The sequence below is a fragment of the Priestia megaterium NBRC 15308 = ATCC 14581 genome (genome assembly GCF_000832985.1).
GTDB lineage: Bacteria > Bacillota > Bacilli > Bacillales > Bacillaceae_H > Priestia > Priestia megaterium.
This window is the reverse complement of record NZ_CP009921.1, coordinates 50,449-75,557: the sequence shown is the minus strand read 5'-3', so window position 1 is coordinate 75,557 and position 25,109 is coordinate 50,449. Positions and strand designations below refer to the sequence as shown.

Sequence of the window (25,109 nt, the reverse complement as noted above, 5' to 3'; positions counted from 1 at the left end):
AGGAGGTAAAGATGCGAACTCTAAGAATACTTTTGCTTAATGCTATATGTTTTACACTTATCCTATGTTTTTCTTTTAGTAACGCTGTTGCTGCAGAAGAATCTTCTTATTCTATCTTGATGAAAGATTCTGCAGATTTTAATTTAGCTCTAAATCAATTAGAAAAGGAAAAACAAGAGGTTATATACTCTATACCAGAAATAAAATTGATACAAGTTCAAGGAGTGAAAAATAAAATATTATCTACACTTCATTCAGGTAATATTGATGAAATTAATAAATCAAATGGAGAATTTAAAACATACACACCAAATATTAATAAACAAAGTATATCTGATAACCAAGCGATTTGGAATCAACAATGGGATATGAAACGAATTACCCACAATGGAGAAAGCTATAAAATGTTTACTCCAACAGGGGCAGTTTCTGTAGGAGTTGTAGATTCAGGATTACCCGAGGACCATTCTGATTTTAAAAACATTTCTATTGCCAATTCTAAGAACCTTGTTCCCAAAAACGGTTATCAAGGTAAGGAGCCATGGGAAACAGGAAATGTTGATCAACTTACAGATTTAACAGGACATGGTACAGGTGTAATTAGTCAAATAAACGCTGACGGTTTGATGAAAGGCGTTGCCCCTAACATTCCAGTAACTATGTATAGAGCATTTGGAAAAAGCTCTGCAGAAGCTATATGGGTAATAAAAGGCATAATTGAGGCAGCAAAAGATGGAAATGATGTTATTAATATCAGTGCAGGTTCTTACTTACTAAAAAACGGTAAATATTCTGATGGTAGTAACGATAAGACAGAAATTAAAGCATATGAAAAAGCTATTCAATATGCTAATAAAAGAGGCAGTATTGTTGTAAGTGCTCTAGGAAACGATTCAGTAGATGTTAATAAAAAAAATAACTTATTAAATATATTAAATAATCAATTGGAAGAGGAAAGTAAATCAGCAAAAGGAATTGTACAAGATATCCCTGCTCAATTACCTAATGTTATTTCTGTGGCTTCAACTGGCCCTAATCAAGAAATTTCTTCATTTTCTAACTATGGTAAAAACCAGATAGACTTTACTGCACCAGGTGGAGACATTCAATTGCTAAATAAATATGGATCAGACACTTGGCTCGAAGATGAATTATTTAAAAAAGAGCTCATTCTTGTAGCTCATCCTCAAGGAGGATACTACTTTAATTATGGTAATTCATTAGCTACCCCTAAGGTATCAGGGGCTTTAGCCTTAGTAATAGATAAATATGGTTATAAAAATAAGCCACATAAAGCTGTAAATAAGTTAAAGAAAAGCTCTACAGGACAGAATGAAATTGATTTATATAATGCTTTGAAAAATTAGACTATTAACTATTATAACTAAACAACCTCCCCACAAAGGAAAATCTGTTTCTTTGTGGGGAGGTTTCTTCATTACATAATAATGCTCTAAAGTTTTTTAGTCCTTTTAACACTTTCTTACTGCCTGTCCACTCACGTATTGTATAAAATTTATATTAGTAGATACGCAGGGGAGAATCATGCATGTGTGATTGCTAGAAGAAGAAACCTAAGGGATAGATAAGAAATAAGATTTCCTTTTCTGAAGATAAAGATCCTTTGTTTCCTAAAATTAAAATATCGATTAGAAATGCTAAGGGAAGTACAGCAGATACTAATTCTAAGATTCCCGATACATAATAAACATAACTCCAGTTCCCAGTAAAATAAGAAACTGCTAATAAAATGATTAATGTTATTATTCCTGCTATGATTCCTCTTTTCATCATAATAATCCTTATTTTCAAAAAAATAATTTATCGTTTTTTTACCGTAATATTTTTTTTGGTATGAGGGTGCCGATAAGAGACATTATGGTAATTAAAGGTGTATAGAGCAAACACTTTATATCCCCCATTGATAGTTGAAATTACAACTATCTAAGTATGAGCCTTTTCCAGAGCGAGTTTTATACCAAATCCTATTAATATAGTACCTGTTATTCCCTCGATAGCCTTTTGTGTCTTAGGCTTTTTCATAAAAGCACTAATCTGGTTAAGTAAATAGATATAAAATAAATACCACACGATAGTTAATACAATATAAGTCATCCCAAGTATAAGAAACGGCATAAAAGTATGGCTTCCAGGATTCACAAACTGTGGTAGGAAGGTTAAGAAAAAAACAGCTATTTTTGGATTTAGGAGATTGGTAAGAAAACCTTGTTTAAAAGAAGACGTGTTTTTATACTTAATTTTGACAACCGTTTCAGTTGTTTCTTGATTTCTCAATGTCCATAATGACTTGATACCTAAATAAATTAAGTACACCGCACCAATATATTTGAAGATCGAAAATAACAGAGCTGATTTCGCAATAATCGCCGAAAGCCCTACAATAGCAGTTAATGTATGAATAGATAACGCGCAACAAATCCCAATCATTGTTTTAAAACCTCCCTGTTTTCCAACAGTAAGAGTGTTTTTTGTCATGATAGCAGTATCTGGACCAGGTAAAATAATTAGAAATACACATGTAATTACGAACAAATAAAAGTTTTCCACTATGTAATCGCTCCTCAATTAAAATAGTTCTGTATCTATAATTCTTACCTTGTATTATATGTTAATCAATTTATTAATTGGAGATAAACGCCATAATATTTTTTATTTGTTTTTTCAACTAATGGATTCTTTTTTACGAATTCCGAAAAGGTACATTATGTTAACTAAATTTGTATAGGATATACACCTTAGAGTAGGTTATTTTTTCAAATATTGATAGTTACTACAATTACGAATGATAGAATTATTGTGGCGTTACTTAAGGAGGACAAAAACTTGATTATTATTAAACCTAACTCTAAAAGGTTCAGTCAACAAGATTTGAATGAACTAGAAAAAAAGGTATGCGCTTCATTTCCAGAGGAGTATGTAAATTTTTTAAGAAAATATAATGGGGGCGAAGTTGAGGATAATATAATTGAACTTTCATCTGGAGAAATAGAATCTTTTATTTTATCTTCTTTTTTTGGTACAAGACTAGAGGACATGAATGATCTTTTATCTTGTTATGAGACATTTGAAGGTAGAATACCTAAAGGTTCTATTCCGATTGGACGTGATGTTGGTGGGAATATTGTTTGTCTAAACCTAAATAGAGAAGGATACGGATACATCTTTTTATGGGATCATGATATAGAGTTAGAATTCGAAGATAATGAGATGAAGATACAGGATTTATATTATGTTGCACCGTCGTTTGAAGATTTCTTACAAATGATTAAGCCATATGATCCAGAAGAAGATGATTTGGATGGATACGAAGGCGAAGAAGTTTGGATGGATCCAGATTTTCTAAAGGAATTAAAGGAAAAAGGGTTATTAGACTAAAAAGAGCAGGCTTAAGTCTGCTCTTTTTTATGATAGGTTCCTGAAATCTGGATTATGTTGACTAGAAATGACTGTTCTCTGTATATATAATGTACGTAACTAAGTATATTCAAAGGAGATGTCTCGTTTTGTTGGATTATATATGGATTGATGGAGATTTACCTATTTTGTCCCAATTATCTAATGACTTTAATTCTGCTGCTGTTTTATTCCACCCTTTTATTCAGATGCCCTCTGGTTGGGAGAAATCAAAGAGAGAAAATCCTTATCAGCATATATATCCTAGTGACGAGGAAATGCTTAAACTTGGAGAACCAGTATCGTGGAAAGAAGTAATGGGCAAATGTAATTTAAAATCCTACAAGGAACTCTCTATAGCGTTGCAACACCTTACTGGTGTGCCTAGTGATGAATATAAAAAATTAGCTTCTTATGTTAAGTCTAATCCTGATTTTTATTACCCCGAAGAAGTTAATACCTCATTGTTTATACTAAATAGTTTAGTAAAAATTCTCTGTTCAAAAGGGGCAAATACTTTATATTTTTCTGAACCTATTCACGACACAAACGGTTCATTTAAAGTCAATGATATGTCATCTATAGAAATAGCTAACTTATCTCCTAATGAGTCAATTATCACAGATGAAAAGATGGATTTTGCATTTATGGGGATCTATGATTCGTTTATAACATTGCTTTTAGCAAAAGATACAAATATTGAGGATACAATTAAATCTCTAAACCTTGAAGCTTTCATATGTGATAAAGAGACATATCTTTATTCAATTATTTAATAGATACCTATAAATCACATTATGGTAATTATAAATGTACGACCCATACATGAGACAATAAGCACAAAAAACGTTAAAGACCTGCGGTAGTATGTCAACTGAAAAATGAAAGAACGTAAAGTTATCAAAGGGCAATTTACTTAAAAAAAGCATCACGAAACTAGACCAGTAACGAATGTTATTTACTGGAAATTATTTGAAAGGTAGCGATGACAAGTTTTATGTCATATTTTCACGCCCCTTTCTGGCGTAAAGAGTTGGTGACTGCGTAGTAGCGCATCCACCAATCGCACGAGTTTTCTTGCGGTTAGAACGAGTGCACGTTTGTGTTGATGTTTTGGTACTTCACTGTACTTTTTCACGTAGTAATCCCGGTAATCTGGAACTTGCTTTCGTACGGAGTTGGCGGCTTCAACTAAGTAATATCGCAAGTAGTGGTTACCGTTACGTGATAGGGACGTGTCTTCGGCAGTAAAGCGCCCAGACTGATGCTTTCGCCAGTATAGACCTGCGTATTTTGCTACTTTAGCTTCATCATCAAACCGGTCTATTTGGCCAATTTCAGCTATGATACCCGCAGCGAATACGGGACCAATGCCAGGGATGGATTCAAGCGTGTGTGTCAATCCAGCCATCAGTTTTTTGATCGCTTTGTCAATTTCTTTTATCTGCTTTTGGAAGGTGCGAATGACCTCGATCGAGGTCCCAAGTATCACATCCATGGAATCTTCCACTACCTTGTCCAAGCGATACGAAGATCGCACGGCTTTCTGAATGGAGGTTGCCACACATTTCGGGTCACCAAATCGGTTTTTCCCTTTCTCTTGAAGGAATGCTGCTAGTTCCTCCAGTGGTAGGTGGGCTAGTTCTTCCAAGCTGTATTTCTCTAAGAAAAGCTCCATCATTGCGTTACCGAAGACCGAGGAGTCTACTTCTTGAGAGAAAGTATTACACTTATAGCTTAGGTGTTGAAGAAAATGCTGCTTTTCTTTTGTCATCATACGAATGAGTTGGTAACGGGACCGAGTCAGTTGTTGTAAGGCCACGTATTGGCTTTCTTTGACCACTGACATCTGGTTACGTCCAAAACGTAAGTAATCCGCAATGATAAAGGCATCGATTTCATCTGTTTTGTTCATGTCCGAATAGCTTTTCTTAAAATTAGCTATTTGTTTAGGGTTCATGACAAACACCTTGGCACCGAAGACTTTTAAGTCTTCATCATGATGGAGAAACATCGACGGGTGAAAACTATAGACCGATGTAGATTCTAAGCCAATCTTTAAGACGTCAACTTCTTGATCGCCTATGCAGTCCAATAAAAGCTCTTTAAGCAACGTCGCGCCTGGTAAGTCATTGGTGACGGTAAAGGCATTCAGCTTTTCTCCTTCACCATTTAAAATGCATACTTTCATATCAAACGAACTTACATCTAAACCAACAAATAATCTCACGGGAGAGACCTCCTTTCGATTTAGAATCACTTGGCATTTCCTTGGACGTCTCGAGATATCTCTAGTGTGTACGCCGACCAACAACCTCGTGTATCAGAGCTTCCCCTGCATTCGAAAGCCGCCATAGAGCTACTACCCTCTAGGTTCGAATGACAGGCTGCTCAGCCTGCGAGTAGGGAGTCCCGCGCGTTCACTGAGAAACAGTCTTACATTGTGGTTAATCCACAGGAGAAAGAAGAATTGTCCCAAATGATCCTATGATCATTATCTAGAAATATCTTGAGACATCCAAGTAATATGTTATTTAGTTTATTAATTAATATGGAAACAGATCTTAGCTCCTAAATAGGGCTTAAATATAATATACGAGGAGAAACGACTTTGAAAATAGAGAATCGGAGATTCACAGAGAAAGCGTTAAGGCATTTACTTGTTGGTAGTCAAATGGATGGGATAAAGTTCGCGTCTGAGGTTTCCGCCATTTCATTAATCTTTACTCACTATGATCGAAAAGAAGATGATGCATTCATTTTAACGATTGAAACAGCGTGGACGGTATATGATGAGGTCCCACTTGTCTATCCATCTTCGGAGAGAGAAGTCCCCACACATACTGAAGAACAGCACTTTAAACATATTTGGGATGTTAAGAGACAAAAAATAGTGGATGTACATTTAGGTCATCGGTCGCCCCATCTCATCATTTCATTTGAATCAGGTAGCATTTTATTTGTAAATGGTCATGATACGAACTATGAATGTTGGCAACTAGGTGATCATTGGGGAGGAAGCGACAATGAGTGGCTTTTAGTTGCCGTTCCAGGCGATGATATAGCTATTTGGTCTCCTGAACACTTTGAATAAGTTCCTAGAAATGGTTTTATGTTAACTAGAAGGAAATATATAAACATATACTTTAACACCGGTATACATAGGGGTGTTAAGTATGGGAGTATCTTTTTATAATGGCCAAATATATGTTGAAGGTATAATCTGCGGATCGTTTATAGAAATAGGAATTACTTTCATAACTTTGTTCGTTATATATGTAGCTTACGAAGTAATCTATAAAAAATAAGTAATGCATTTAAAATAGTGCATTGCTTATTTTTGCATCTATAAAAAACCAACAAAAGCTCAATGTATGATTACAGAGCCTTTGTTGGTTTTTATCAAAATTTGCGCAACTTATTTAATCTATATAGATAAGCTATATATGGGAGGCCGGGAAAGACTAGGATAATAATTGAAATTATTAATAAAATCTCGCTAATATTTCCGATGTATTCAGGTAACCAACCATATAAACTCATAATATTAAATAATAAAAACATTATACTTATAGTAAGAGTAATTAAAGCAGCTTTACCCATTTGCTTTTTTTCTCTTTCATATCTTTCAATTGTGGTTGCTTTGTCTGAATAAATTGGCTTTGCTTTCATAGAGGCAATAAATATATGAATTTCATTTCCAATTGAGCAAGCATGTGACCATCCTGCCTCTTCAAAATACATGAAATACTCTTCATCTGCATCTGGCTGAAAATCCATTGAGTATTGTATTTCTTGTGGTTCAGCCTTTTTTAATTTGTAACCAAATAAAGCAAAACGATCTAAAATCCATCCCTTTTTTGCATAGTTACTAAGTTTTTCTAAATCTTTTTCTTCAGAAAATGCGATTCCACCACTCATTATATACTTTGTTTGTTTCACATTACAGACCTCCCTTTTGATTTAAAATTTCTTCAGCATGTTTAATCATTTCTTTTCTACGCTGTACTTCTTTCTTTAATAGTTCAATGCCTTTATCTGTTGCTACATACGTCTTCTTTTTGTCATTTTCTTCATCACATAACTTAATTAATTTCGCTGATAAGAGCTTTTTTATAGTGGTATACATAGATGCAGGTCCAATCGAAAATTGATTACTTGTCATGACTTCAATTGTCTTCATAATAAGATAACCATGTTTAGCTTCTACTAAGGACAGTAAAATATAGTAAGAAGTATCTGTGAGTTCTCCCATTTCTAATGAATCATTTCTTGGCATTATGAACCTCCTTATATCATTTAATGATATATCATTAATTAATATATATCATTAAATGATATAAGTGTCAAATAGGTAAACTAAATTTTATTTAAAAAAGATCCCAGAACTTTGCAAAGTTCTGGGGATCTTTTCGTTTCTTATAAGAGACATTATGGTGCGACAAGAAGTCGCTTTCTTACAGTGTAGCTGACGCTACTCATCTAGACGCAAAGATGATCTCCATCCGAAACGGCATGCTTGGTAACGAGTCTGTCGGTTGCATGAGGAAATGCGGAAACAGAGGACAAATGCATGGTCCAGAATACTGCTAGGAGAAGATAGGTATGGTAAACGAAAGTGAAGGTTTGTAAGCTTCGTAACTCTTAGCTCAAGATAATGCATGGACTAGCTTGGGTCTTGGTAAGAGGAAAAGTAGAATCATAATGCTACTCTGATGCGTCCCGCATCTTACCCGGAGTAAAGAACCTACCTACCCCTATCGTATCTGTGGAATGTGGAACTTGGTAAGCCCTATGTCATCTGCGCAAGCAGTAGGATGACTGCAAAGTCAAACGATGTGACAGAGGGTATGGGATATGGGAAAAAGCGAAAGCCGTTACCCTGAAAAGGGACAGGAAATCAAGAACATTGTATAACTGGACGGATACTGTCGTCTTCACAGACAATGACAGGCTCGAAAGAGCGCCTACTTCTCATGGGTCTTCAACACGAAAATAAATTTGTGGCTATCTTCTAACGAAAAGGAGCGTGCTGTTATGAATACCTCTCTACGAGCGTCGGCGCACGTCTCGCATAAAGGTTGGTACTCTATTGATTGGAATACTATACAACAATATGTAACGAAGTTACGACAAAGAATTTATCGTGCCGAACAACAAAATCAACGAAGAAGAGTAAGAAAACTTCAACGTTTACTCCTCCGGAGTAAAGCTAATTTATTACTCTCCATTCGCAGAGTAACGCAACAAAATACCGGTAAGCGAACACCTGGTGTAGACGGCTATACGGCCTCACAACCAAACGAACGTATCAAACTGTATCAAGAACTACTAAGACGTAATGTTTTTCAGCATCGCCCAAAACCAGCGAAACGAACGTTTATCGCTAAGAAGAATGGGAAATTAAGACCCCTCGGTATTCCGACGATACGAGATCGAGTTTATCAAAATGTCGTAAAGAACGCACTAGAACCGCAATGGGAAGTCAGGTTCGAAGCCAGTTCCTACGGTTTCCGCCCTAAAAGAAGCACTCATGATGCCATTAGCAATCTCTTTAAAAAGCTCAATACGAATAGTAAGAAAAAGTGGGTGTTTGAAGGAGATTTCCAAGGGTGTTTCGACCATCTCAATCATAATTGGATAAGTAAACAAACGTCTATGTTTCCAGGAAACAAGCTGATTGGGAGATGGCTCAAGATGGGATATATGGAGCAAGGTATATTTCACAACACAATGGAAGGAAGTCCCCAAGGAAGTGTAGCTTCTCCCCTTCTAGCTAATATAGCGCTAGATGGAATGGAAAAAGAGATTGGTATTGTTTATCGAAAGACATATAAATCAGGCACGGGCTACAAGATTGATCCAAAGTGTAAGATGGGACGTGTCGCTTACGCAGATGACTTCGTCATCGTAACGGAAACTAATGAGCAAGCTCAACTTATGTATCAAAAGTTGATTCCTTACTTAAAAAGGCGCGGGATTACATTGAGTGTTGATAAAACAAAAGTAACACATATCGAGAATGGGTTTGATTTTCTCGGTTTCTCACTTCGTCAATACAAGACTGAGCAAGGAAATAAGTTATTGATCAAACCCAGTAAAGATAACATCAGAAAAGCAAAAAGCAAGATAAAAGATACGTTCGCAGCGATGCGAGGACGACCAGTAAAAGAAATCATACGTGTTCTAAACCCTATTATTCGAGGCCATGGACAGTATTGGAAACATGTCGTGTCAAAAAAGACCTTTGGTTATATGGACAACTACGTTTTCCTGAAAATAAGGAAACACCTTAGACAATTGCATCCAAGGAAGTCTTGGAAATGGATTAATAAACGCTATTTTAAGAAGCCCCACCACGGTGGAAACAATAAATGGATTCTCACATGTCCACTTACTAATATTCAATTGCTGAAGATGTCTTGGATTAAAATAGAACGACATGTCATGGTAGCCTACAAGAACAGCCCAGATGATCCGAATCTAAAAGATTATTGGGAAAAGCGAGACCGTAAGGTCTTTAATAGCGAAAATACGCTAGATAGGATGAAGCTCGCAAGGAAACAAGGTTATCGTTGCGCATTATGTAAACACACTCTACAAAATGGCGAAAAAGTTACGGTACGAAACTTAGAAGTTTCTACAGGTAAAGCTGCTAAATTAGTACATGTACCGTGTATTAAATAAATAAGTTGTTCGGATAAAAAGAAGGCTTGAGCCGTATGACGGGAAATCTGTCACGTACGGTTCTTAGGGGGGCGGGCGCTCGTGAGAGTGCCCGCCTACCCGACGTAAGTAAATAGGAAAGTGTTTTATAAAAATAATCAGTTTCACTATTTACTCTTACTGACGACAAATATGATCCTTCCCTTCTTGTTATATACCAATCTATCTTCTATTTATCTATTGATAAATTGTTATATCATATTTATATAAAGTTACAAATTGAAAGTTTTTATAGTAGATATGTAAATGGTGTAACTAACTTATAAAAAGTTAAGATATATCATTTACTCTTAGTGATGACAAATAAGACCTTTTTCTACAAAAGGAGTAATAGATATAATACTTTTTAATAAAATATGTTAACTATTACTTATATGTATAACATTAATTTTACCATTACTTAATATATAAAATTAATGTTATATCTACTTTGCATAAATGGATATTTTCTATTTACCCCTCATTTACTGTTTTCACTTTGACGTTTGTTAGTATGAAAAGGTGGTTCTTAAGATACATAAATAAAAAATTATCTTTTACTCTTTAACTTCGGATTGAAATAATTTTCTGAATTTTATATTAAATTAGTTTAAAAAGGTTAAATTATCCACTCATCTCTTATATACTAAAAATAGAAAGCTACTCAACGTATATAGGGGAGTGATCCAATGTCAAGTGTAAAAGAAGCTGTATATATTCATTGTGGAACGAAAATGGGTATTTTTAAACCTGAAGAAATCACAAAATTCAGCTACATGCATTCCAGAGGATTTTTTGCTTGCCCAGGTTGTGGTGTAAAGGTCTTTCATAAACGTCAAAATGGACAACCAACATTTGTCGTCACATCTACTAATAATCATGCATATAACTGTCTTTATAAAGAATGATAAAAATTAGTCGCTCTAAAAGGATGGATCTTTTTAGAGCGACTAATTTTACTTACACAAAAGTCTTTTCAAAATGACATATTTTATAGAAGAACCTCGTCAAAAAAGTAGCCTTTGCTCAACAGGAGCAAAGGCTTGTTAAAATCCAGGCGATTGGGGAATACGTTATTAGTTTGAGCTAAATTAAAAATTCATATACATGTTTTTTTATATTACATAGTGGATTTTGCAGTGAATGACTCATTATCCAGCTTGAATGGACTTCATTTCGCCACAGAGCAAATCTCAGTATGAATATTCCCGGAAAAACAGGAATTCCTCTTCCTTTTATCTAACCTTATTAAGTGACAAGCGTGTAGAAGCTATGATAGGTTAGCATCTCTACATGTTATCTAAAAATAAAAGAATGAGGTGTTTGAATATGAATAAAAGTGAACTAGTAGATGCCGTTGCAACACAAGCAGAACTATCAAAGCAAGATGCTAAAAAAGCTGTGGAAGCGTTGTTTGAAACGATTTCTAACACACTTGCGAAAGAAGAAAAAATTCAGTTGATTGGATTTGGAACATTTGAAGTACGTGAACGTGCAGCTCGTACAGGTCGTAACCCGCAAACAGGTGAAGAAATGACAATTTCGGCTTCAAAGTTTCCTGCTTTTAAACCGGGAAAAGAATTAAAAGAAGCTGTTAAATAAATATACCTTATAAGCAATTCCCCCTAGAGATAGACTTCTAAAGGGGGGTATTTTTCATGGTGGAAAATTTCTAAATACCTCCATCTAAACATTTCCTAATCAAGGTTTCTATTTTCTTGAGTCGTCGTCTTAGAGTTAGAGGTAGGCTCTTTGCCAAGTCTAGGCTTCCAATTTCCTAACTTATTTTTTAAGTAATCCTTTAAAAAGTCACGTTTCTTTTTTCGTCTTTTATCCCTGTTTTTCATAAAAACTCACCACCTTTAGGTTACTTAATAGATTTAATTTATCCTTATTATAACTATGGTGAAAAACTCATTCTTTATGCTAAATGTGTAAGTAATAAATAGGTCATCTTATTAGTAAAAGGTACACTATTAAGTACTGTCTTAATCTATAATAATAAAGAAAGAAGGTTAATAAATATTAACCTTCTTTTCAAACTGACCAGAAACCTTTTAAGTTCTCGTTAGAAAGGATTGTATGATTTCGTAGAAGAGTCATCCCCGTTCTCAGAGGTAGAAACTTTCCCTTTGAAGTTATTTAGACCTACTGTATGAAACTAACACCCTATGTTTCTAGAGAGTATTTTTTGCACTAGAATCCCTATTTTGGCAATACTTCAAACGCTAAGAATTGGGTTACTTGGTTACGATTGAAATTGTCATCTGAAACTAGAACTAAACTGTCATGTCCATTTGGGAGCTTTGGTCCCCAAGATATCCCTTCAATATTGTCCAGTACCGATAAACCTAATGTTGTCAAATCCAGAACAAGACGCTTTTTCACAGGTTTAAATTTTTGTCCTTGTAGTGAGTGAATATTACTAATGTCACTGGCCCCACGTGTATCTAATTCATAAATACGGATATAATTTTTAAATGTTCCATCTGCACTTTGTACACCAGAACGTTCAATGGTTAGAAGTTTGTGTTTATTTATAGATAAAATTTCTGATACTCCGTTATCTGCATACTTACCAGGTCCAGGCTTCACCGGAATGGAATCAATAGGATATGCGTATTGTACTAATAGTTTTCCCTTACGGTCATATTGTGTAATTCGTGATAGCGCCCCATTAGTTGTTGTAGGTACAGGTCCATCCTGATATAAAGGTGCTTCCATGGAAACCCATAAGGAATTACCGTCGTTTGCAAAGGCAATTCCTTCAAAAGTTAAATTATCACGTGATCCAATCTCGTGTTCTGGTATCATCTTAAATTGTTTCGCTAAAGGCAAAGTAGCCAAATATTTCCCTTCCCCAGTCGCATGCTTTACGAAAGGATTTAAGCCAAGAGAACGGCTCCCTTCGCTTGTATACCAAACACTTCCGTCTTTTGGATCTAAACGTATAGATTCAAAATCTGGTACTTCTCCTCCCTTTACAGTATATTGCGTTTGATTAGGATAGTTTGTACCATTGGCTTGTTTTAAAAAGTTCATTCCTGTCAATTTAACCGAATCAAAATTCTTATTATCGTAATTCAATTGAGCTGTATAAAAACGGGCAGGACTGTTATCCGATTTGTCATCACTTATCATCATCCATGTACCTTGCTTAGCGTTATAGGCAAGTCCTGATAGCCCCCCTATAACAGCACCTTGAAATTCTTTCTTAAAAGGGATTCTTTGCTCTCCAATCATTTTTAGGCTTCCAATATTATGCGTTTCTTTTATATTGTATTCCCAATTTTTATTTTGAAATGGTTGATCAGCTTTTTCTTTATTATTTTTAGCTGCATTCGCAGGAATAGATATAGCTAAAAAGGAACCTAATGCCATAATACTCAAGACTTTAAAGTAATTGCCTGATTTTTGCTTATTCATAATAACCTCCCGAATTTTTAAAATAAGATGGGACACATATAATACGATAGCAATCAGACGTGAATTTTTGTTTAAAGGAGCATTAATCCATTGTAAAGTTAGTTTGAGTAAGGAGCGTGCTGACACGATATTACCCTCTATGGAAGTATTTGATATATTACTGGAGGCATCTAAAGCGACCCAATTTATCATAAGCAAAAAAGGGTTAAGAGAAGGAATTCTATACAACAAAATCGACAAACAAGATGATAGCTCCACATCCTTAGTAGACATAGGTATTGAAGAAATTATTTATGATTTCCATATCAATATTGATAATAGTAGACAAATGATCAAAATAGCAAATGTCATCGTGGAACAAGTTAATAAAATAAACAAGATGGAAGGGTACATAACGAAACAAGATAGAATGTTGTTAGAGCAAGCATCAAGTATTTTCCACCTAGGAAAATACTTGAACGAAGAATCCAGTAGCCATCATACTTTCTATTTACTTTCTAATCGATCAATTTTAGGTTTATCTCATCGAGAGCGTGTGAAACTCGCTCTTGTAGCTTCGTATAAAGGAAAGAGAACCTTTCGCCAATATATAGAGCCTTTTAAAGATTGGTACACAAAAGAGGAACAAAAAAAATGTGTTTACTAGGTTCTATCTTAAAAGTAGCTCAGAGCTTAAACATCACTAAACGTAATGTGGTTGATGATATAAAAATTTCCTCTAAAAATAATGGTTGGGTCATGGATATACGATGTCATGGTGATTATAAACCTGAAGAGCATCGAATGGAAAAGCAAAAAAAACACCTAGAAAAATCATTAAAAATTTCCTTAACCCCTAATTTCAATCGATAATTTTGCTATACTATTCTAAATAAACCTCCACCTAAACCAGTGGAGGTTACATAATTTTATCGAAAGTACTGATATAATTAATAGACGTTTTTATTTTATGGTATCCAAATCGGTTAATAATGCTAGTTCTACTTGATAAGAATTACTGATTTTACGAATTTCACAATAACCAGAATTATAAACATGAATAACTTTAAAACGTTTATCCATATACAAAACCTCTGTGTCAACCTTATGAATTGTCATACTTATTCATAAACCTCCTATGTTTTTTAATCCTATCATCCTAGTAAAAAACCGTTTAAATATAGATTAACTACTCATGATGGCTAAAAACATGATAAAGGGCAAGGTGTTCCTAAGAGTTGCGTAACAAAATGTAATTTTGCACTTGAGATTATTGTATAATTTAGGAAACGTTTTCGCCAAGGATAAATTATAAATTTACGTAAAAATCATTTATATTTAAAATAAGTTTTACTAATTAATCACCTTTCTGAAAAACGTTGACACATCAAGAATGTATAAAAAACTACATAAACGAGAAAATAGCCTCATCTAGAATTCCTACTGCCTGAACTGAACCCATTTTCCAACATAGAGAAGAACTAGGTATTTATTTTCACTATAGCACTTTATAGCTTTATAAATAGGAATTTATGTTTATTTGTCCATGTGAAAATATGATATATTATATACATATCTATAACACGACATATTATAACTAATCTAGATAATCACAAATAAAAGCTCTACTAATCCATAAAATATGAATACCATTAGGAGCGTTAGTACAGGTTACTAACGCCCTTTTTACTGTCTTCTTCACTTTAGATTTCTACACGAACTGGAGGGAGATAACATTGAGTGAAAATCAAAAGCTATGGACCAAGGAGGAAGATTTATTCCTGGAAGAACAATATGGACAGATGACGTTCCAAAGAATTGGTGAACATTTAAATCGTAGCAAAGAATCCGTTAATAAACGGATTATACGATTAAACCTTCGTAGTGAAGAAAATTGCTTACGTAAAAAATGGACAACGGAGCAAGATACTTTTTTAACAGAAAATATTGATATCATGAATAATCGTGAAATAGGAAATCATTTAGGTAAGAGCCCTTCTTCTGTTGCTACTCGTATTAAAATATTAAAACTAGCACGAAAAGAAACGCTACGTAGATGGACCGGTCAAGAAGATGAATACCTACTAAAGTATTATGGATCTAAATCTCTTGAACACATATCTATACGACTACAACGAAGTATACCTGCGTTAGAGTCTAGATTAAATCGCTTAGGTGTATATGGAGCAAGGGCCCATACAGGAAATATTACGGTGTATGAACTAGCAAAGTGCCTCCAAGTTGATGTTCATACCATTTATAACTGGATTCAGAATAATAGATTGCCTTATAAAATGACGCGGGCAAGAACACGGAACTTTATAGGAATCGATGTATTGGCTTTTTGGAAATGGGCTGAACAGAATAAAGAACTTCTTAACTTTTCTAAGATACCTAGAAATACTCTAATTCCAGAGCCTGATTGGGTAAAGAAACAAAGAAGATGTGATTATTCTAATCGCCCTAAACATGAAAATAAAAAATGGACAGAAGAAGAAGATGCTCGTCTATGGTATATGTTCTACGAGGAAAATCGCACTCAACAAGAAATCGGCCAACTAATAGGACGATCAAGGCATGGGGTTCAAAGAAGATTAAACCGATTACGCAAAAAGAAATTGACCAGTTAAAATCCTTGTCCTTTACTTCTTTTAAATTATGGGTATATTCATTTCATAAATTCAAATAGAATCACTGGGAAGAAGTTCGTTGTCCTTTTTGTTTAAAAGTAATTACAAACAGAAGATTTAGTTGTAAAATTCACGATTATGATTAATAATTAGTCTATCTTATATAGAAGAGGTGATGAAAATGGTAACAGAAGATTTAACTCCATTTACTTTAGTTAAAGACTTAATTGTTTTACCAACACCTTGTAATGATGTTGTCTACTATCCTGCTAATTTAGCTACCTTAGGAATTCAAGGGAAATACTCTGTTTTCCAAACTTTAAGTCGTAAAAGTGGCCTAGCTTATATAGCTATTACTCAACCTGATACAGCTAAATTTATATTAGCTGGGTCTAGAAATTCAATGAATGAATTATATCAATCTATTCCTTGGCCTGATTATGAAATCACGAATAAAGACCATACGTTTTATTATAAAACAGCTCCCTCATTCCAAGCATTAAAAGATTATTTTAATAATCTCAAGAAACAATAATTTATTGTACGGATGCCAGTACAAGAAAACCTTATTCCAGATGAATATTAATAACAAAGACCGCCCATTAATTTTAGTGTATCAGAACTCTACAAAATGGAGAAAAAGTTACTGTGCGAAATCTAGAAGTTTCTACAGGTAAAGCTGTTAAATTGGTACATGTACCTTGTATTAATTAAAAGAGTTGTTTGGATAAAAAGAAGGCTTGATCCGTATGATGGGAAATCTGTCACGTAAGGTTCTTGGGGGGGAAGGCGTCCGCGAGGACTCCTTTCTACCCGACTTAAGTAGAAAAATTGCCTATTTTTCCGCAAGATACATAATAAATAACTAACACACTCTTCGTATTAGTTGAACAACGAAATTATAAGGATTTCTTCAAACTACTTATTGTATTTCATTTACCATAGTTCCGAGCTTTTTAATGGTTTTCCAATTGCGAGATGTTCCTGGAACACCTACCTTCTGAAGTTGAGCAAAAAGCTTAGAATGCCGGATGCTTTGTTGCAAATATAAATAAATCTCTCTGCCCCTTATGCAACATTGCTCCATCTCGCTTTTATAGTTGAGTAAATGATTTATGCATTCCTTAGAAGGTTCTTTAGCTAACAACGATATATGTACACTCTCTCCTTCCGATAACGAGTTAACTGGATAAGGACAATTGTTAATAATTTGTTCCCATTCTGAAGCTGTTCTTAAGATAATAATGATAGAAAAACCGAAAGCACTTCTAATCTCTTGCTCCATTTGTTCTTCTAATTGTTCTGCATTTCTTTCGGAATGAAATATTACATTTCCACTTTGAATGTAGGTTTTAACTTTATCTAATCCCATGTTTGTTAATACGTTCTTTAATTCTTGCATCTTTATTAATTTGTGCCCGCCTACGTTAATGCCCCGTAATAAAGCAATATAAATAGTTATTTTTGGCACCTCTTTTGTTTTATTTCATTACTTTAACATCTTAATCGCTTCGTAGTTCTCTAAGTAATTGGAAAATTTGACCTCTATGATGAGATTCATGTTCAATCAAATGGTAAACAACCCACTCAGGTGTAACGTCGTAATGTTCAAGTACTCTTGGTTTACGCCAATCTGTTAAATCCATTGAACGAAAGTGATAAAGAAATACTTCTCGCACCTTATTAAGACGGTAAAAATGTTCCTCTAAACTTTGTCCTTTAATGTGGGTTAAAGAGCCATCTTCAGAACTATTTTCTAATGGAAACAACGACCGTATTTCGGAATCCCATTCAGTAACAAGAACCTCATTATATAACCAATCTGCCTCGATAAATGCAATGTGATATAATAGTGAGCTAATCGTTTGTCTTTCATCAATTTTTGTATCAAGCATACATTGGCTGGTGCCATTTAATTGTGTTAGAAGAGTACGGCGAACATCTTCTAAACACCATAGCCATCGGCCAATTTCTTCTTTGTATTCTGGTAATGAAAATACCAGTAAAGCTCTTTTTCCCAATGAGATCACCCTCCTCTTAAGTAAAGTACTTACATTCTATAAAAAAGGGATGTTTCCTTCTTTCAAATAAGATTTTTTCACCTGTTCCCCATTCTATGCAACCAAAAATAAAAACTAGGTATTTCATACGCAACAAAAACGACCAGTTTTGTTACTGATAACTCAAAAGTATAATGAATCTCTGAAATCCCTAATATTGTTGTAACAAAAATATGTAACATTATATTTATTTTGGTGTTTTTTGTTACATTGATTAATTCTGGATACAATACATAATCTATGGTTAAGGCTCTCCAATGTACATAGTCCAAAAAGGTACACCTTTTTAGACTATGTAGAATCAAACGACAGAACATCTATTTAGTTAATAAAATAGACCTTTATGGACGTAAAAAAAGTAATTTACCTTTATAGACGATATGTCATATTCAATTTTAGATCATTGTGTACTTGCAATAATGAATAACATTCTATATGCTGAGCAAACTATAAAAGAGGATTTATCCTCCCAACAATTTCTTTTTTCTGAGGTGTAAATGGAGAAACTACCTTACTCTGGTATGCTCCCCTTATAGTAGACAAATAAAAGAAAGCAACCTATTCTGTCTACTATGGAGGGGATTTTTTATGGGGAAAAAGAGGAGGACATTCAACATTGAGTTTAAGAAAAAAGCAGTCGATTTATATCTTTGGGATGGAATGGGCTGTAAGGCCGTTGGAAAAGAATTAGGGATTGACCATACAACCGTTCTGCGCTGGGTTCGACATTTTGAAGCTGAAGGCCTGAAAGGCCTTGAAGAAAAAAGAGGAAAAACACAAGGCTCTACAATAGGGCATCCATCTACTTATCCAGAAGATACAGAAACAAAAATAAAACGATTAGAAGCTGAGAATGAAATGTTAAAAAAGCTCTTACAGGTGTAAAAGGAGGAATGAAAGCAGTACCTATCCAAAAGAAATATAAAGTTATTAAAGAAATGTCAAAGAAACGCTTCTCTATCTGCCTCTTATGTAAAATTGCAGAGGTTTCTAGAAGTGGCTATTATAAATGGCGGAACCGTGAGGATTCCCCTTCTCATAAGCAATGTGAAGATAGAAGAATGAAACAAAAAATAAGAGAGTGCTATCAAAAGTTCAGAGGTATCTATGGATATAGGAGAGTACAGACCTGGTTAAAGGTCGTATATGGATTACATGTAAATCACAAACGTATTCAACGGTTAATGAAAGAGCTGAAGCTAAAAGCTATTATTAGAAAAAAACGGCCATATTATCGAAAAAAAGAAGCTTTCGTTCTGTCATCTAATCATCTGAACAGAGAGTTTAAGGCTTCGCAGCCTAACCAGAAATGGGTAACCGATATCACCTATTTAATTTTTAATGGACAATCTTTGTATTTATCAGCGATTAAAGATTTGTACAACAATGAAATTGTTGCCTATAAGATAAGTTCGAGGAATGATTTGAAATTAGTAATGGATACACTCGAAATTGCCAAGAAACGAAGAAATTTAGAAGGAGTCCTCATACATAGTGATCAGGGAATTCAATATACATCTCGTGCTTATCATCGCTTCTTAAAAGCGAATGGGATGAAAGTTAGTATGTCTAGAAAAGGCAACTGTTGGGATAACGCTTGTATAGAGAGTTTCTTTAGTCATTTTAAATCGGAATGCTTCTATCTATATAAATTCCAAACAGCCAATGAAGTCAAAAATGCCGTTCACCAATACATAAATTTTTATAATCATGAACGATTTCAACGAAAATTAAATAACCTGAGTCCTTATCAGTATAGAACTCAGGCTGCATAGGTAGTTTTCTTAAGACTGTCTATTTGACAGGGGTCACTCCATTTTTGTCATAGGAGTGAGGTTGCTTTTTAGGATTCACACTCGTTGAAGAATGAATGCCATAACTATTAAATTATATCATATTTTTCCAATTTATTTATATTTTTCTTGATGCTGCATATGTATAAAAGGAGCTCTTTTTATACATTCTCGTTTCTTTCAACTACCCAAAGAACGTAGTCATATCAACGATGTATAAAAAGACGCATACTCAAGCAAAATGATCCTTAGCTGAACCCTACTGCCGCAAGGGTTCTTTTGCTTGCTTGGTTCCGGAAAGAGGCTTTATCTAAACTAGTTCTGCATATGATATTCATGTTATCAAATAGGTTAATATGGTAAAATATTCTATATAGATTAAAAAGCAAAATACAAGGAGGAGAAAAACATTAGTAAAAATATTAGAGTTGTGATTGGTTTAATCAGTAATATTATCTTATTTGTTTTTGGAATCAGAGGTTTATTAATAAGTGAACCAATACCATTTGTTTCTTACCTCTTTACGATAGGTGGACTTATTGGGATTATCGCTCTCCTTCTTGAATTAAAAAAGAGAAATACTACTGAGTCTAGTAATTCTGAACAAATATAGATCTCTGCGCTTAGAGTTAGTATTCTAGGCGTTTTTTTGTTATTGATTTCCGATAATATGGATTATGGAAACTGATTTTGTATATTCTATTCACTTTTCATATTAGCACTCATTAATAAAAAATAAGAAAGAACAACATAGCATTTTCTTCCTGTGATAGCATCAATTTAAGTAAATTCATAAATAAATTAGGGAGAGATTAGAATGACAGTTCGTTTAGTGAAAGGATCAGATTATTATGTAATATCTCCGTTAATCAACGACTGGTGGAATGGAAGGCAAATGTCTGACTTGTTGCCAAAGCTTTTTTTTGATCATTTTAAAAATACTAGTTTTATTGTTGAAGAAGAAGGTGAAATCATAGGCTTTTTAATTGGATTCTTATCTCAATCCTATTCGAATGAAGCATACATTCATTTTGTTGGAATCCATCCGGAGTACAGGGGAAAAGGTATTGGGAGACAACTATATAATCAATTTTTCGATGTAATTAAACAAAGTGGCCGCAATATTGTTCGCTGTGTGACTTCTCCTGTGAATAAAGCTTCAATTGCTTATCATACTAAAATGGGTTTTGAAATTGAACAATGGAATAAAGACAATCAAGATAAGGTTCTATTTGTAAAGTACTTGAATTAATTCAAGTACTTTTCCTACCGATAAAAGGTTTTATGTTAACTAAAAATGTATGAAGTATAAAGGCTATGATAGTGCAGATTATAAGAAAATAAGCTTCTTTTCATTGAAGGAATCCCTATTAAATTGTATGATAAATCTTATATTTTACATATATTCCAAAAAAGAGAAGAGGATTTATTTTGAGTACATTACCATTAGAAAATATCCAAGCAATATTTATAGATCGCGATGGAACCATTGGTGGAGATAATACTGTTCATTACCCAGGAGAATTTAGTTTGTTTCCCTTCACTAAAAAAATTATTGAAATTCTTAAAGAGAAAAATATTAAGATTTTATCTTTTACGAACCAGCCTGGTATTTCTAGAGGTGAAGCAAGTAAAGAGGATTTTATTAAAGAGTTAAAAGCATTTGGCTTTGATGGTATTTATGTATGTCCACATAGTCATACTGAGGGTTGTTCTTGTAGAAAGCCAGGGATAGGAATGCTTTTAAAAGCAGCAGATGATTACAACTTAGATTTAACTAAATGCGTTGTTATTGGAGATCGTTGGACTGATATTGTAGCAGGATCAAAGGTAAAAGCTAAAACAATACTTGTGCAAACTGGGGCAGGACAGGAAGCCTTAAATGAACATAGGGAAAAATGGGAAGACATTGATCCAAGCTATATTGCAGAAGATTTAAATGATGGTATCAATTGGCTACTAAATAAATAAACCATAGAGTTCATTCTATGGTTTATTTATTTAACGGTTATTATGGTAACTAAAGTTATGTATTCTTTTTCTAATTCATTGAAAGTGACACCTTAGATTATTTGAAATCTGTCGCTTTTATTTTAAGTTAATCCATATACAATTTAATTTATCAAACAAATGTAGAGGATGTTATAAATGATGAATTCTTTATTTAGCCAAAATATTAAATTAGAAAATTCTAGAGTCTCAATAGTTCCTTTTGAAGAACAATATAGAGAGGGCCTAAAAGATATTATCTTTGATGAATCAATTTGGAGTTATATGGGTATGGTCGTTGAGACAGATCAAGACTTAAAAAATTATATAAATTCAACTTTATTGGAAAGAAATGAAGGTAAATCTTATCCTTTTATCATTATAGATAAAAAAACTAATTGTGTGGCAGGAAGCACAAGACTAGGAAACATAAATTTTCACAATAAAAGATTAGAAATTGGATGGACTTGGTATGGTAAGGAGTTCCAAGGAACTGGTTTAAATCATGCTTGTAAATATGAACTTTTAAAATACATCTTTGAAGAAATGAAGTTTAATAGAGTCCAATTAAGTGCAGACATAGATAACATTCGTTCACAAAAAGCGATTTTAAAACTAGGTGCAAAACAGGAAGGTATTTTTAGAAATAATTACATAGATCAAAATGGAAATAAGCGTGATGATGTTTACTTTAGCATTATTTCTGATGAATGGATAAATGTAAAAGAAAAAAACTTTGTAGATTTTAATTTCTACCGATAATACCTGTTATGTTAACTGGATATAAATATGTTACCGATTATCTAAAGAAAAAAATACTGAAAAATTAGGTTGAATACTACTATTTAGTGCTATATCCATATAAAAAATTATAAAGAGAGTATTAAGCGAGAAGTTGCGCCTCGGTTAATACTTTCTTTTTATTAAAACTGATGTATGGTAAGTTTTATATTTAATTTTATGAATTTCTATCTACATTTCTACTAAACACAATCGGTTTTGTACTCAACATGGGTGGTAAATTTAATTTTAACTGCGATAATTTTCCTTCTACGTCCATCTCATAGGCAATTAATACATTCATTTCTGTATGAGAAAGATTCCACTTCGTTGTGTACATATTGTAATGATGATGTTTCATCTCTATATCAACTGATTCCCACTTTAAATATAACGTATCATTTTGTTTATACACTTCAATTTTTCCATATGCAGGATGCTCAAATATCCCTGTATACTCTTCTACTGCATGTGTAAAGGTTGTCTCTTTTACTTGTGGAAGAGGCTTATCTAATTCTTTCATCATTTCTTTAAATTTAGCTGTATCTTCTACAGCTCTTTTATGCCAGTCAATTGCATCTAGCTCTAGAAGCTCATCATAAATTTGATTCGCAAGGTAAGATGGTAATAACGTTGTTCCAGTGTTTGTTAATATAACAAGCCCCATATTTTCCTCTGGTATAAAAGATACGAGTGCTGAAAATCCGTCAATATTCCCACCGTGATGGATTACTTTATGACCGCGATATGCACTAATAAACCAGCCAAGTCCATAACAATTTAGTGTTGTTTCTGATGTAGATAAAAGTGGTTCATCCGGAATTGGGATATGCGGTTGATACATCTGCTGTAACATATTCGGTGTAATAAGCTCATGTTCGCCCACTTTCCCCTGATTTAAATGGAACAGCACCCATTTGGCCATATCTTCTATATTTGAATTTATGCATCCCGCAGCGCCAACTGTATCGATGTTACGAAATGGGACTTTGACTATATCTTCGTTTTTTTCAATGTATGGAAATGCGTGATCATCTTTTTCTTGTGAAGTAGTAACCGAGAAATTTGTATCTTCCATATGAAGAGGTTGCAGAATATGTTCGGTTACATACTGTTCCCATGTCTGATTTGTAATTTCTTCTACCATATAGCTAATGGCTGCATACATTAAATTATTATATAAAAAGCTTGTACGAAATGGTGCATCTAGCTCCAAATATTGAATTTTTTCCACGATGTCTTTTCGTGTTAATGAAGATCCATACCATAGCAGTTCATGACGACTAACACCAGAACGATGAGAGGCTAAATCACGAGCTGTAGTTTGTGAGCTTACTAGAGGATCATGGAGTGAAAAAGTAGGAATATAAGTCTGAATGGATTTATCCCAATTAAACTTTTGTTGCTGGGCAAGTAAACTTAGAGAAAGTGTACCAAAAGCTTTTGTAGATGAACCAATTGCAAACAGTGTATTTGGTGTAACAGGTTTTTTATTTTCAATGTCGCGATACCCAAATCCTTCAGAAAGAATAATTTTTCCATCTTTTATGATTGCGACTGATGCCCCTGGCACATTTAAATCTTTCATCATTTCCTTTGTATAATCACGTAGGCGACCTGTAAGAGAGGATTTTATTTTTTGCATAAGATTTTGTCTCCTTTACCATTTTTTTCTACAAGTAGGTTATTTCGAGATAGGGAGGAGAAAGACCTTGTTGTTAACAAAGATGTCATAATTTTTTAGGCTCTCACTAGAAGTTGTAGTTGACGCACATATATTTTTTTTCGAATAATAAAACAGCCTTATAGATCCTTAACTACGAATAGATCACGGTACGGTAGCTAAACATGTACTTTGTCGGAAATAAAAAGAAAGAATACTATATTTGTGCCATTCTCTTTTTTATTAATGATTTTGATACGCTTCATACCAATGATATGGTTGGATTTCTTTTAAGGTTTTAAAGATTAACTCATTTTCAGCAGAATATATACCAGCTTTAACCTCTGGTCCCCAATAGAAAAGGCGCTCTTGGCATACACCACAAGGCGTCAAAACTTTGAAATTAGAATTTGTATCGTCTCTAGTCACGCAAATACTATGAGTAATCTTTTGACCGAGCTTATGAGCTTCACAAATTGCACCTGTTTCCATACATAACTCTGTTGACGCGTTAATTACTTTAGGAGCAACACTAATGAGTATTTGTCCACTTTCAAGCCTCATTGCTGCTGCTCCTCCCCACCCAGTAGGATAACGTTTCTGAATGAAATTTATCGCTTCTGTGTATAATTCTTCCTCAATCCCCATGTACTACACCTCTTCAAGAATA

At 33.9% G+C, this 25,109-nt stretch carries 26 protein-coding genes; 16 read left to right on the top strand and 10 right to left on the bottom strand.

The annotated features are described in order from the left end of the window. The first annotated feature begins 11 nt into the window (after positions 1 to 11). Positions 12 to 1,367, top strand: a complete 1,356-nt coding sequence (locus BG04_RS27860) for a S8 family peptidase (RefSeq protein WP_034655929.1) — start codon at positions 12 to 14, stop codon at positions 1,365 to 1,367. A gap of 577 nt (positions 1,368 to 1,944) precedes the next feature. On the opposite strand, the gene BG04_RS27850 is transcribed toward BG04_RS27860, so the two are convergent. Next, positions 1,945 to 2,571: a LysE family translocator gene (locus BG04_RS27850; RefSeq protein ID WP_172556180.1), complete on the bottom strand. Its 627-nt coding sequence runs from the start codon at positions 2,569 to 2,571 to the stop codon at positions 1,945 to 1,947. A gap of 273 nt (positions 2,572 to 2,844) precedes the next feature. Between BG04_RS27850 and BG04_RS27845 the strand changes: the two genes are divergently transcribed. Continuing rightward, positions 2,845 to 3,396 (top strand): SMI1/KNR4 family protein, encoded by a 552-nt coding sequence (locus BG04_RS27845; protein WP_034655920.1) that lies wholly within the window; start codon positions 2,845 to 2,847, stop codon positions 3,394 to 3,396. 128 nt (positions 3,397 to 3,524) lie between these two features. Continuing rightward, complete coding sequence (locus tag BG04_RS27840) at positions 3,525 to 4,190, top strand: DUF2711 family protein (protein WP_080743134.1); 666 nt, start codon at positions 3,525 to 3,527, stop codon at positions 4,188 to 4,190. A gap of 224 nt (positions 4,191 to 4,414) precedes the next feature. Here BG04_RS27840 and BG04_RS27835 read toward each other — a convergent pair whose 3' ends face one another. Then, entirely contained in the window at positions 4,415 to 5,644 is a 1,230-nt protein-coding gene (locus BG04_RS27835; protein WP_034656042.1) for an IS110 family RNA-guided transposase, read from the bottom strand. 381 nt (positions 5,645 to 6,025) lie between these two features. Between BG04_RS27835 and BG04_RS27830 the strand changes: the two genes are divergently transcribed. Further along, a complete protein-coding gene (locus tag BG04_RS27830) occupies positions 6,026 to 6,508 on the top strand; it encodes a hypothetical protein (RefSeq protein ID WP_034655918.1) in 483 nt (160 codons plus the stop codon). 308 nt (positions 6,509 to 6,816) lie between these two features. Here the strand turns inward: BG04_RS27830 and BG04_RS27825 are convergent, their stop codons facing one another. Next, positions 6,817 to 7,356 (bottom strand): DUF2812 domain-containing protein, encoded by a 540-nt coding sequence (locus BG04_RS27825; protein ID WP_051975669.1) that lies wholly within the window; start codon positions 7,354 to 7,356, stop codon positions 6,817 to 6,819. 1 nt (position 7,357) lies between these two features. After that, on the bottom strand, positions 7,358 to 7,693 hold the full coding sequence (locus BG04_RS27820; RefSeq protein WP_034655916.1) for a PadR family transcriptional regulator: 336 nt from the start codon (positions 7,691 to 7,693) through the stop codon (positions 7,358 to 7,360). 758 nt (positions 7,694 to 8,451) lie between these two features. On the opposite strand from BG04_RS27820, the gene ltrA reads away from it, so the two are divergent. The 3 genes from ltrA to BG04_RS27805 all read left to right on the top strand — a co-directional run bounded on the left by ltrA (position 8,452) and on the right by BG04_RS27805 (position 11,721). Next, positions 8,452 to 10,101 carry a group II intron reverse transcriptase/maturase gene (ltrA, locus tag BG04_RS27815; RefSeq protein ID WP_034655913.1) on the top strand — a complete coding sequence of 550 codons (1,650 nt, stop codon included), beginning with the start codon at positions 8,452 to 8,454 and terminating at the stop codon, positions 10,099 to 10,101. 707 nt (positions 10,102 to 10,808) lie between these two features. Next, positions 10,809 to 11,027 carry a hypothetical protein gene (locus BG04_RS27810; protein ID WP_034655911.1) on the top strand — a complete coding sequence of 73 codons (219 nt, stop codon included), beginning with the start codon at positions 10,809 to 10,811 and terminating at the stop codon, positions 11,025 to 11,027. Positions 11,028 to 11,448: 421 nt separating this feature from the next. Next, complete coding sequence (locus BG04_RS27805) at positions 11,449 to 11,721, top strand: HU family DNA-binding protein (RefSeq protein ID WP_034655909.1); 273 nt, start codon at positions 11,449 to 11,451, stop codon at positions 11,719 to 11,721. A 95-nt stretch (positions 11,722 to 11,816) separates the two neighbouring features. On the opposite strand, the gene BG04_RS31175 is transcribed toward BG04_RS27805, so the two are convergent. Then, positions 11,817 to 11,966 carry a hypothetical protein gene (locus BG04_RS31175; protein WP_168797094.1) on the bottom strand — a complete coding sequence of 50 codons (150 nt, stop codon included), beginning with the start codon at positions 11,964 to 11,966 and terminating at the stop codon, positions 11,817 to 11,819. 358 nt (positions 11,967 to 12,324) lie between these two features. Continuing rightward, the gene (locus tag BG04_RS27800; protein WP_051975668.1) at positions 12,325 to 13,545 is read right to left on the bottom strand and encodes an esterase-like activity of phytase family protein; all 1,221 of its coding nucleotides are present in this window, start codon (positions 13,543 to 13,545) and stop codon (positions 12,325 to 12,327) included. Positions 13,546 to 13,684: 139 nt separating this feature from the next. Between BG04_RS27800 and BG04_RS27795 the strand changes: the two genes are divergently transcribed. The 4 genes from BG04_RS27795 (at position 13,685) to BG04_RS27785 (ending at position 16,689) form a co-directional block, all read left to right on the top strand. Continuing rightward, positions 13,685 to 14,191, top strand: coding sequence for a hypothetical protein (locus BG04_RS27795; protein ID WP_051975667.1), 507 nt, complete (start codon positions 13,685 to 13,687; stop codon positions 14,189 to 14,191). Then, complete coding sequence (locus tag BG04_RS29165; protein ID WP_051975666.1) at positions 14,179 to 14,397, top strand: hypothetical protein; 219 nt, start codon at positions 14,179 to 14,181, stop codon at positions 14,395 to 14,397. Before BG04_RS27795 ends, BG04_RS29165 begins: the two co-directional genes overlap by 13 nt. Positions 14,398 to 15,260: 863 nt before the next feature. After that, positions 15,261 to 16,154, top strand: a complete 894-nt coding sequence (locus BG04_RS27790) for a MarR family transcriptional regulator (RefSeq protein ID WP_034655906.1) — start codon at positions 15,261 to 15,263, stop codon at positions 16,152 to 16,154. A 181-nt stretch (positions 16,155 to 16,335) separates the two neighbouring features. After that, the gene (locus BG04_RS27785; RefSeq protein ID WP_034655903.1) at positions 16,336 to 16,689 is read left to right on the top strand and encodes a hypothetical protein; all 354 of its coding nucleotides are present in this window, start codon (positions 16,336 to 16,338) and stop codon (positions 16,687 to 16,689) included. A gap of 387 nt (positions 16,690 to 17,076) precedes the next feature. Here the strand turns inward: BG04_RS27785 and BG04_RS27780 are convergent, their stop codons facing one another. Together BG04_RS27780 and BG04_RS27775 are read right to left on the bottom strand one after the other, a co-directional pair. Next, on the bottom strand, positions 17,077 to 17,616 hold the full coding sequence (locus tag BG04_RS27780; protein WP_034656161.1) for a DUF1697 domain-containing protein: 540 nt from the start codon (positions 17,614 to 17,616) through the stop codon (positions 17,077 to 17,079). Positions 17,617 to 17,656: 40 nt separating this feature from the next. Further along, positions 17,657 to 18,184, bottom strand: coding sequence for a DinB family protein (locus BG04_RS27775; protein WP_370511590.1), 528 nt, complete (start codon positions 18,182 to 18,184; stop codon positions 17,657 to 17,659). A 618-nt stretch (positions 18,185 to 18,802) separates the two neighbouring features. Here BG04_RS27775 and BG04_RS27765 point away from each other — a divergent pair. The 5 genes from BG04_RS27765 to BG04_RS27740 all read left to right on the top strand — a co-directional run bounded on the left by BG04_RS27765 (position 18,803) and on the right by BG04_RS27740 (position 22,758). Then, positions 18,803 to 19,099, top strand: coding sequence for a transposase (locus BG04_RS27765; protein WP_034655895.1), 297 nt, complete (start codon positions 18,803 to 18,805; stop codon positions 19,097 to 19,099). A gap of 8 nt (positions 19,100 to 19,107) precedes the next feature. Continuing rightward, positions 19,108 to 19,989 (top strand): IS3 family transposase, encoded by an 882-nt coding sequence (locus tag BG04_RS27760; protein WP_034655892.1) that lies wholly within the window; start codon positions 19,108 to 19,110, stop codon positions 19,987 to 19,989. A gap of 835 nt (positions 19,990 to 20,824) precedes the next feature. After that, positions 20,825 to 21,259, top strand: a complete 435-nt coding sequence (locus tag BG04_RS27750) for a GNAT family N-acetyltransferase (RefSeq protein ID WP_034655887.1) — start codon at positions 20,825 to 20,827, stop codon at positions 21,257 to 21,259. 176 nt (positions 21,260 to 21,435) lie between these two features. Next, complete coding sequence (locus BG04_RS27745; protein ID WP_115648272.1) at positions 21,436 to 21,978, top strand: HAD-IIIA family hydrolase; 543 nt, start codon at positions 21,436 to 21,438, stop codon at positions 21,976 to 21,978. Positions 21,979 to 22,155: 177 nt separating this feature from the next. After that, a complete protein-coding gene (locus tag BG04_RS27740) occupies positions 22,156 to 22,758 on the top strand; it encodes a GNAT family N-acetyltransferase (protein ID WP_034655882.1) in 603 nt (200 codons plus the stop codon). A 196-nt stretch (positions 22,759 to 22,954) separates the two neighbouring features. Here BG04_RS27740 and BG04_RS27735 read toward each other — a convergent pair whose 3' ends face one another. Together BG04_RS27735 and BG04_RS27730 are read right to left on the bottom strand one after the other, a co-directional pair. Next, the gene (locus tag BG04_RS27735; RefSeq protein WP_034655880.1) at positions 22,955 to 24,421 is read right to left on the bottom strand and encodes a serine hydrolase; all 1,467 of its coding nucleotides are present in this window, start codon (positions 24,419 to 24,421) and stop codon (positions 22,955 to 22,957) included. A 261-nt stretch (positions 24,422 to 24,682) separates the two neighbouring features. Further along, positions 24,683 to 25,087: a cytidine deaminase gene (locus tag BG04_RS27730; RefSeq protein ID WP_034655877.1), complete on the bottom strand. Its 405-nt coding sequence runs from the start codon at positions 25,085 to 25,087 to the stop codon at positions 24,683 to 24,685. Positions 25,088 to 25,109 lie beyond the last annotated feature (22 nt).

What these genes read in the sequence shown, in the direction of transcription:
- BG04_RS27765 (WP_034655895.1), top strand. Translation starts at nt 18,803, where the DNA reads ATGGGGAAAAAGAGGAGGACATTCAACATTGAGTTTAAGAAAAAAGCA.
- BG04_RS27860 (WP_034655929.1), top strand. Translation starts at nt 12, where the DNA reads ATGCGAACTCTAAGAATACTTTTGCTTAATGCTATATGTTTTACACTT.
- BG04_RS27800 (WP_051975668.1), bottom strand. Translation starts at nt 13,545, where the DNA reads ATGAATAAGCAAAAATCAGGCAATTACTTTAAAGTCTTGAGTATTATG.
- BG04_RS27730 (WP_034655877.1), bottom strand. Translation starts at nt 25,087, where the DNA reads ATGGGGATTGAGGAAGAATTATACACAGAAGCGATAAATTTCATTCAG.
- BG04_RS27760 (WP_034655892.1), top strand. Translation starts at nt 19,108, where the DNA reads ATGAAAGCAGTACCTATCCAAAAGAAATATAAAGTTATTAAAGAAATG.
- BG04_RS27795 (WP_051975667.1), top strand. Translation starts at nt 13,685, where the DNA reads ATGGAAGTATTTGATATATTACTGGAGGCATCTAAAGCGACCCAATTT.
- BG04_RS27785 (WP_034655903.1), top strand. Translation starts at nt 16,336, where the DNA reads ATGGTAACAGAAGATTTAACTCCATTTACTTTAGTTAAAGACTTAATT.
- BG04_RS31175 (WP_168797094.1), bottom strand. Translation starts at nt 11,966, where the DNA reads ATGAAAAACAGGGATAAAAGACGAAAAAAGAAACGTGACTTTTTAAAG.
- BG04_RS27735 (WP_034655880.1), bottom strand. Translation starts at nt 24,421, where the DNA reads ATGCAAAAAATAAAATCCTCTCTTACAGGTCGCCTACGTGATTATACA.
- BG04_RS27805 (WP_034655909.1), top strand. Translation starts at nt 11,449, where the DNA reads ATGAATAAAAGTGAACTAGTAGATGCCGTTGCAACACAAGCAGAACTA.
- BG04_RS27820 (WP_034655916.1), bottom strand. Translation starts at nt 7,693, where the DNA reads ATGCCAAGAAATGATTCATTAGAAATGGGAGAACTCACAGATACTTCT.
- BG04_RS27740 (WP_034655882.1), top strand. Translation starts at nt 22,156, where the DNA reads ATGATGAATTCTTTATTTAGCCAAAATATTAAATTAGAAAATTCTAGA.
- BG04_RS27810 (WP_034655911.1), top strand. Translation starts at nt 10,809, where the DNA reads ATGTCAAGTGTAAAAGAAGCTGTATATATTCATTGTGGAACGAAAATG.
- ltrA (WP_034655913.1), top strand. Translation starts at nt 8,452, where the DNA reads ATGAATACCTCTCTACGAGCGTCGGCGCACGTCTCGCATAAAGGTTGG.
- BG04_RS29165 (WP_051975666.1), top strand. Translation starts at nt 14,179, where the DNA reads ATGTGTTTACTAGGTTCTATCTTAAAAGTAGCTCAGAGCTTAAACATC.
- BG04_RS27750 (WP_034655887.1), top strand. Translation starts at nt 20,825, where the DNA reads ATGACAGTTCGTTTAGTGAAAGGATCAGATTATTATGTAATATCTCCG.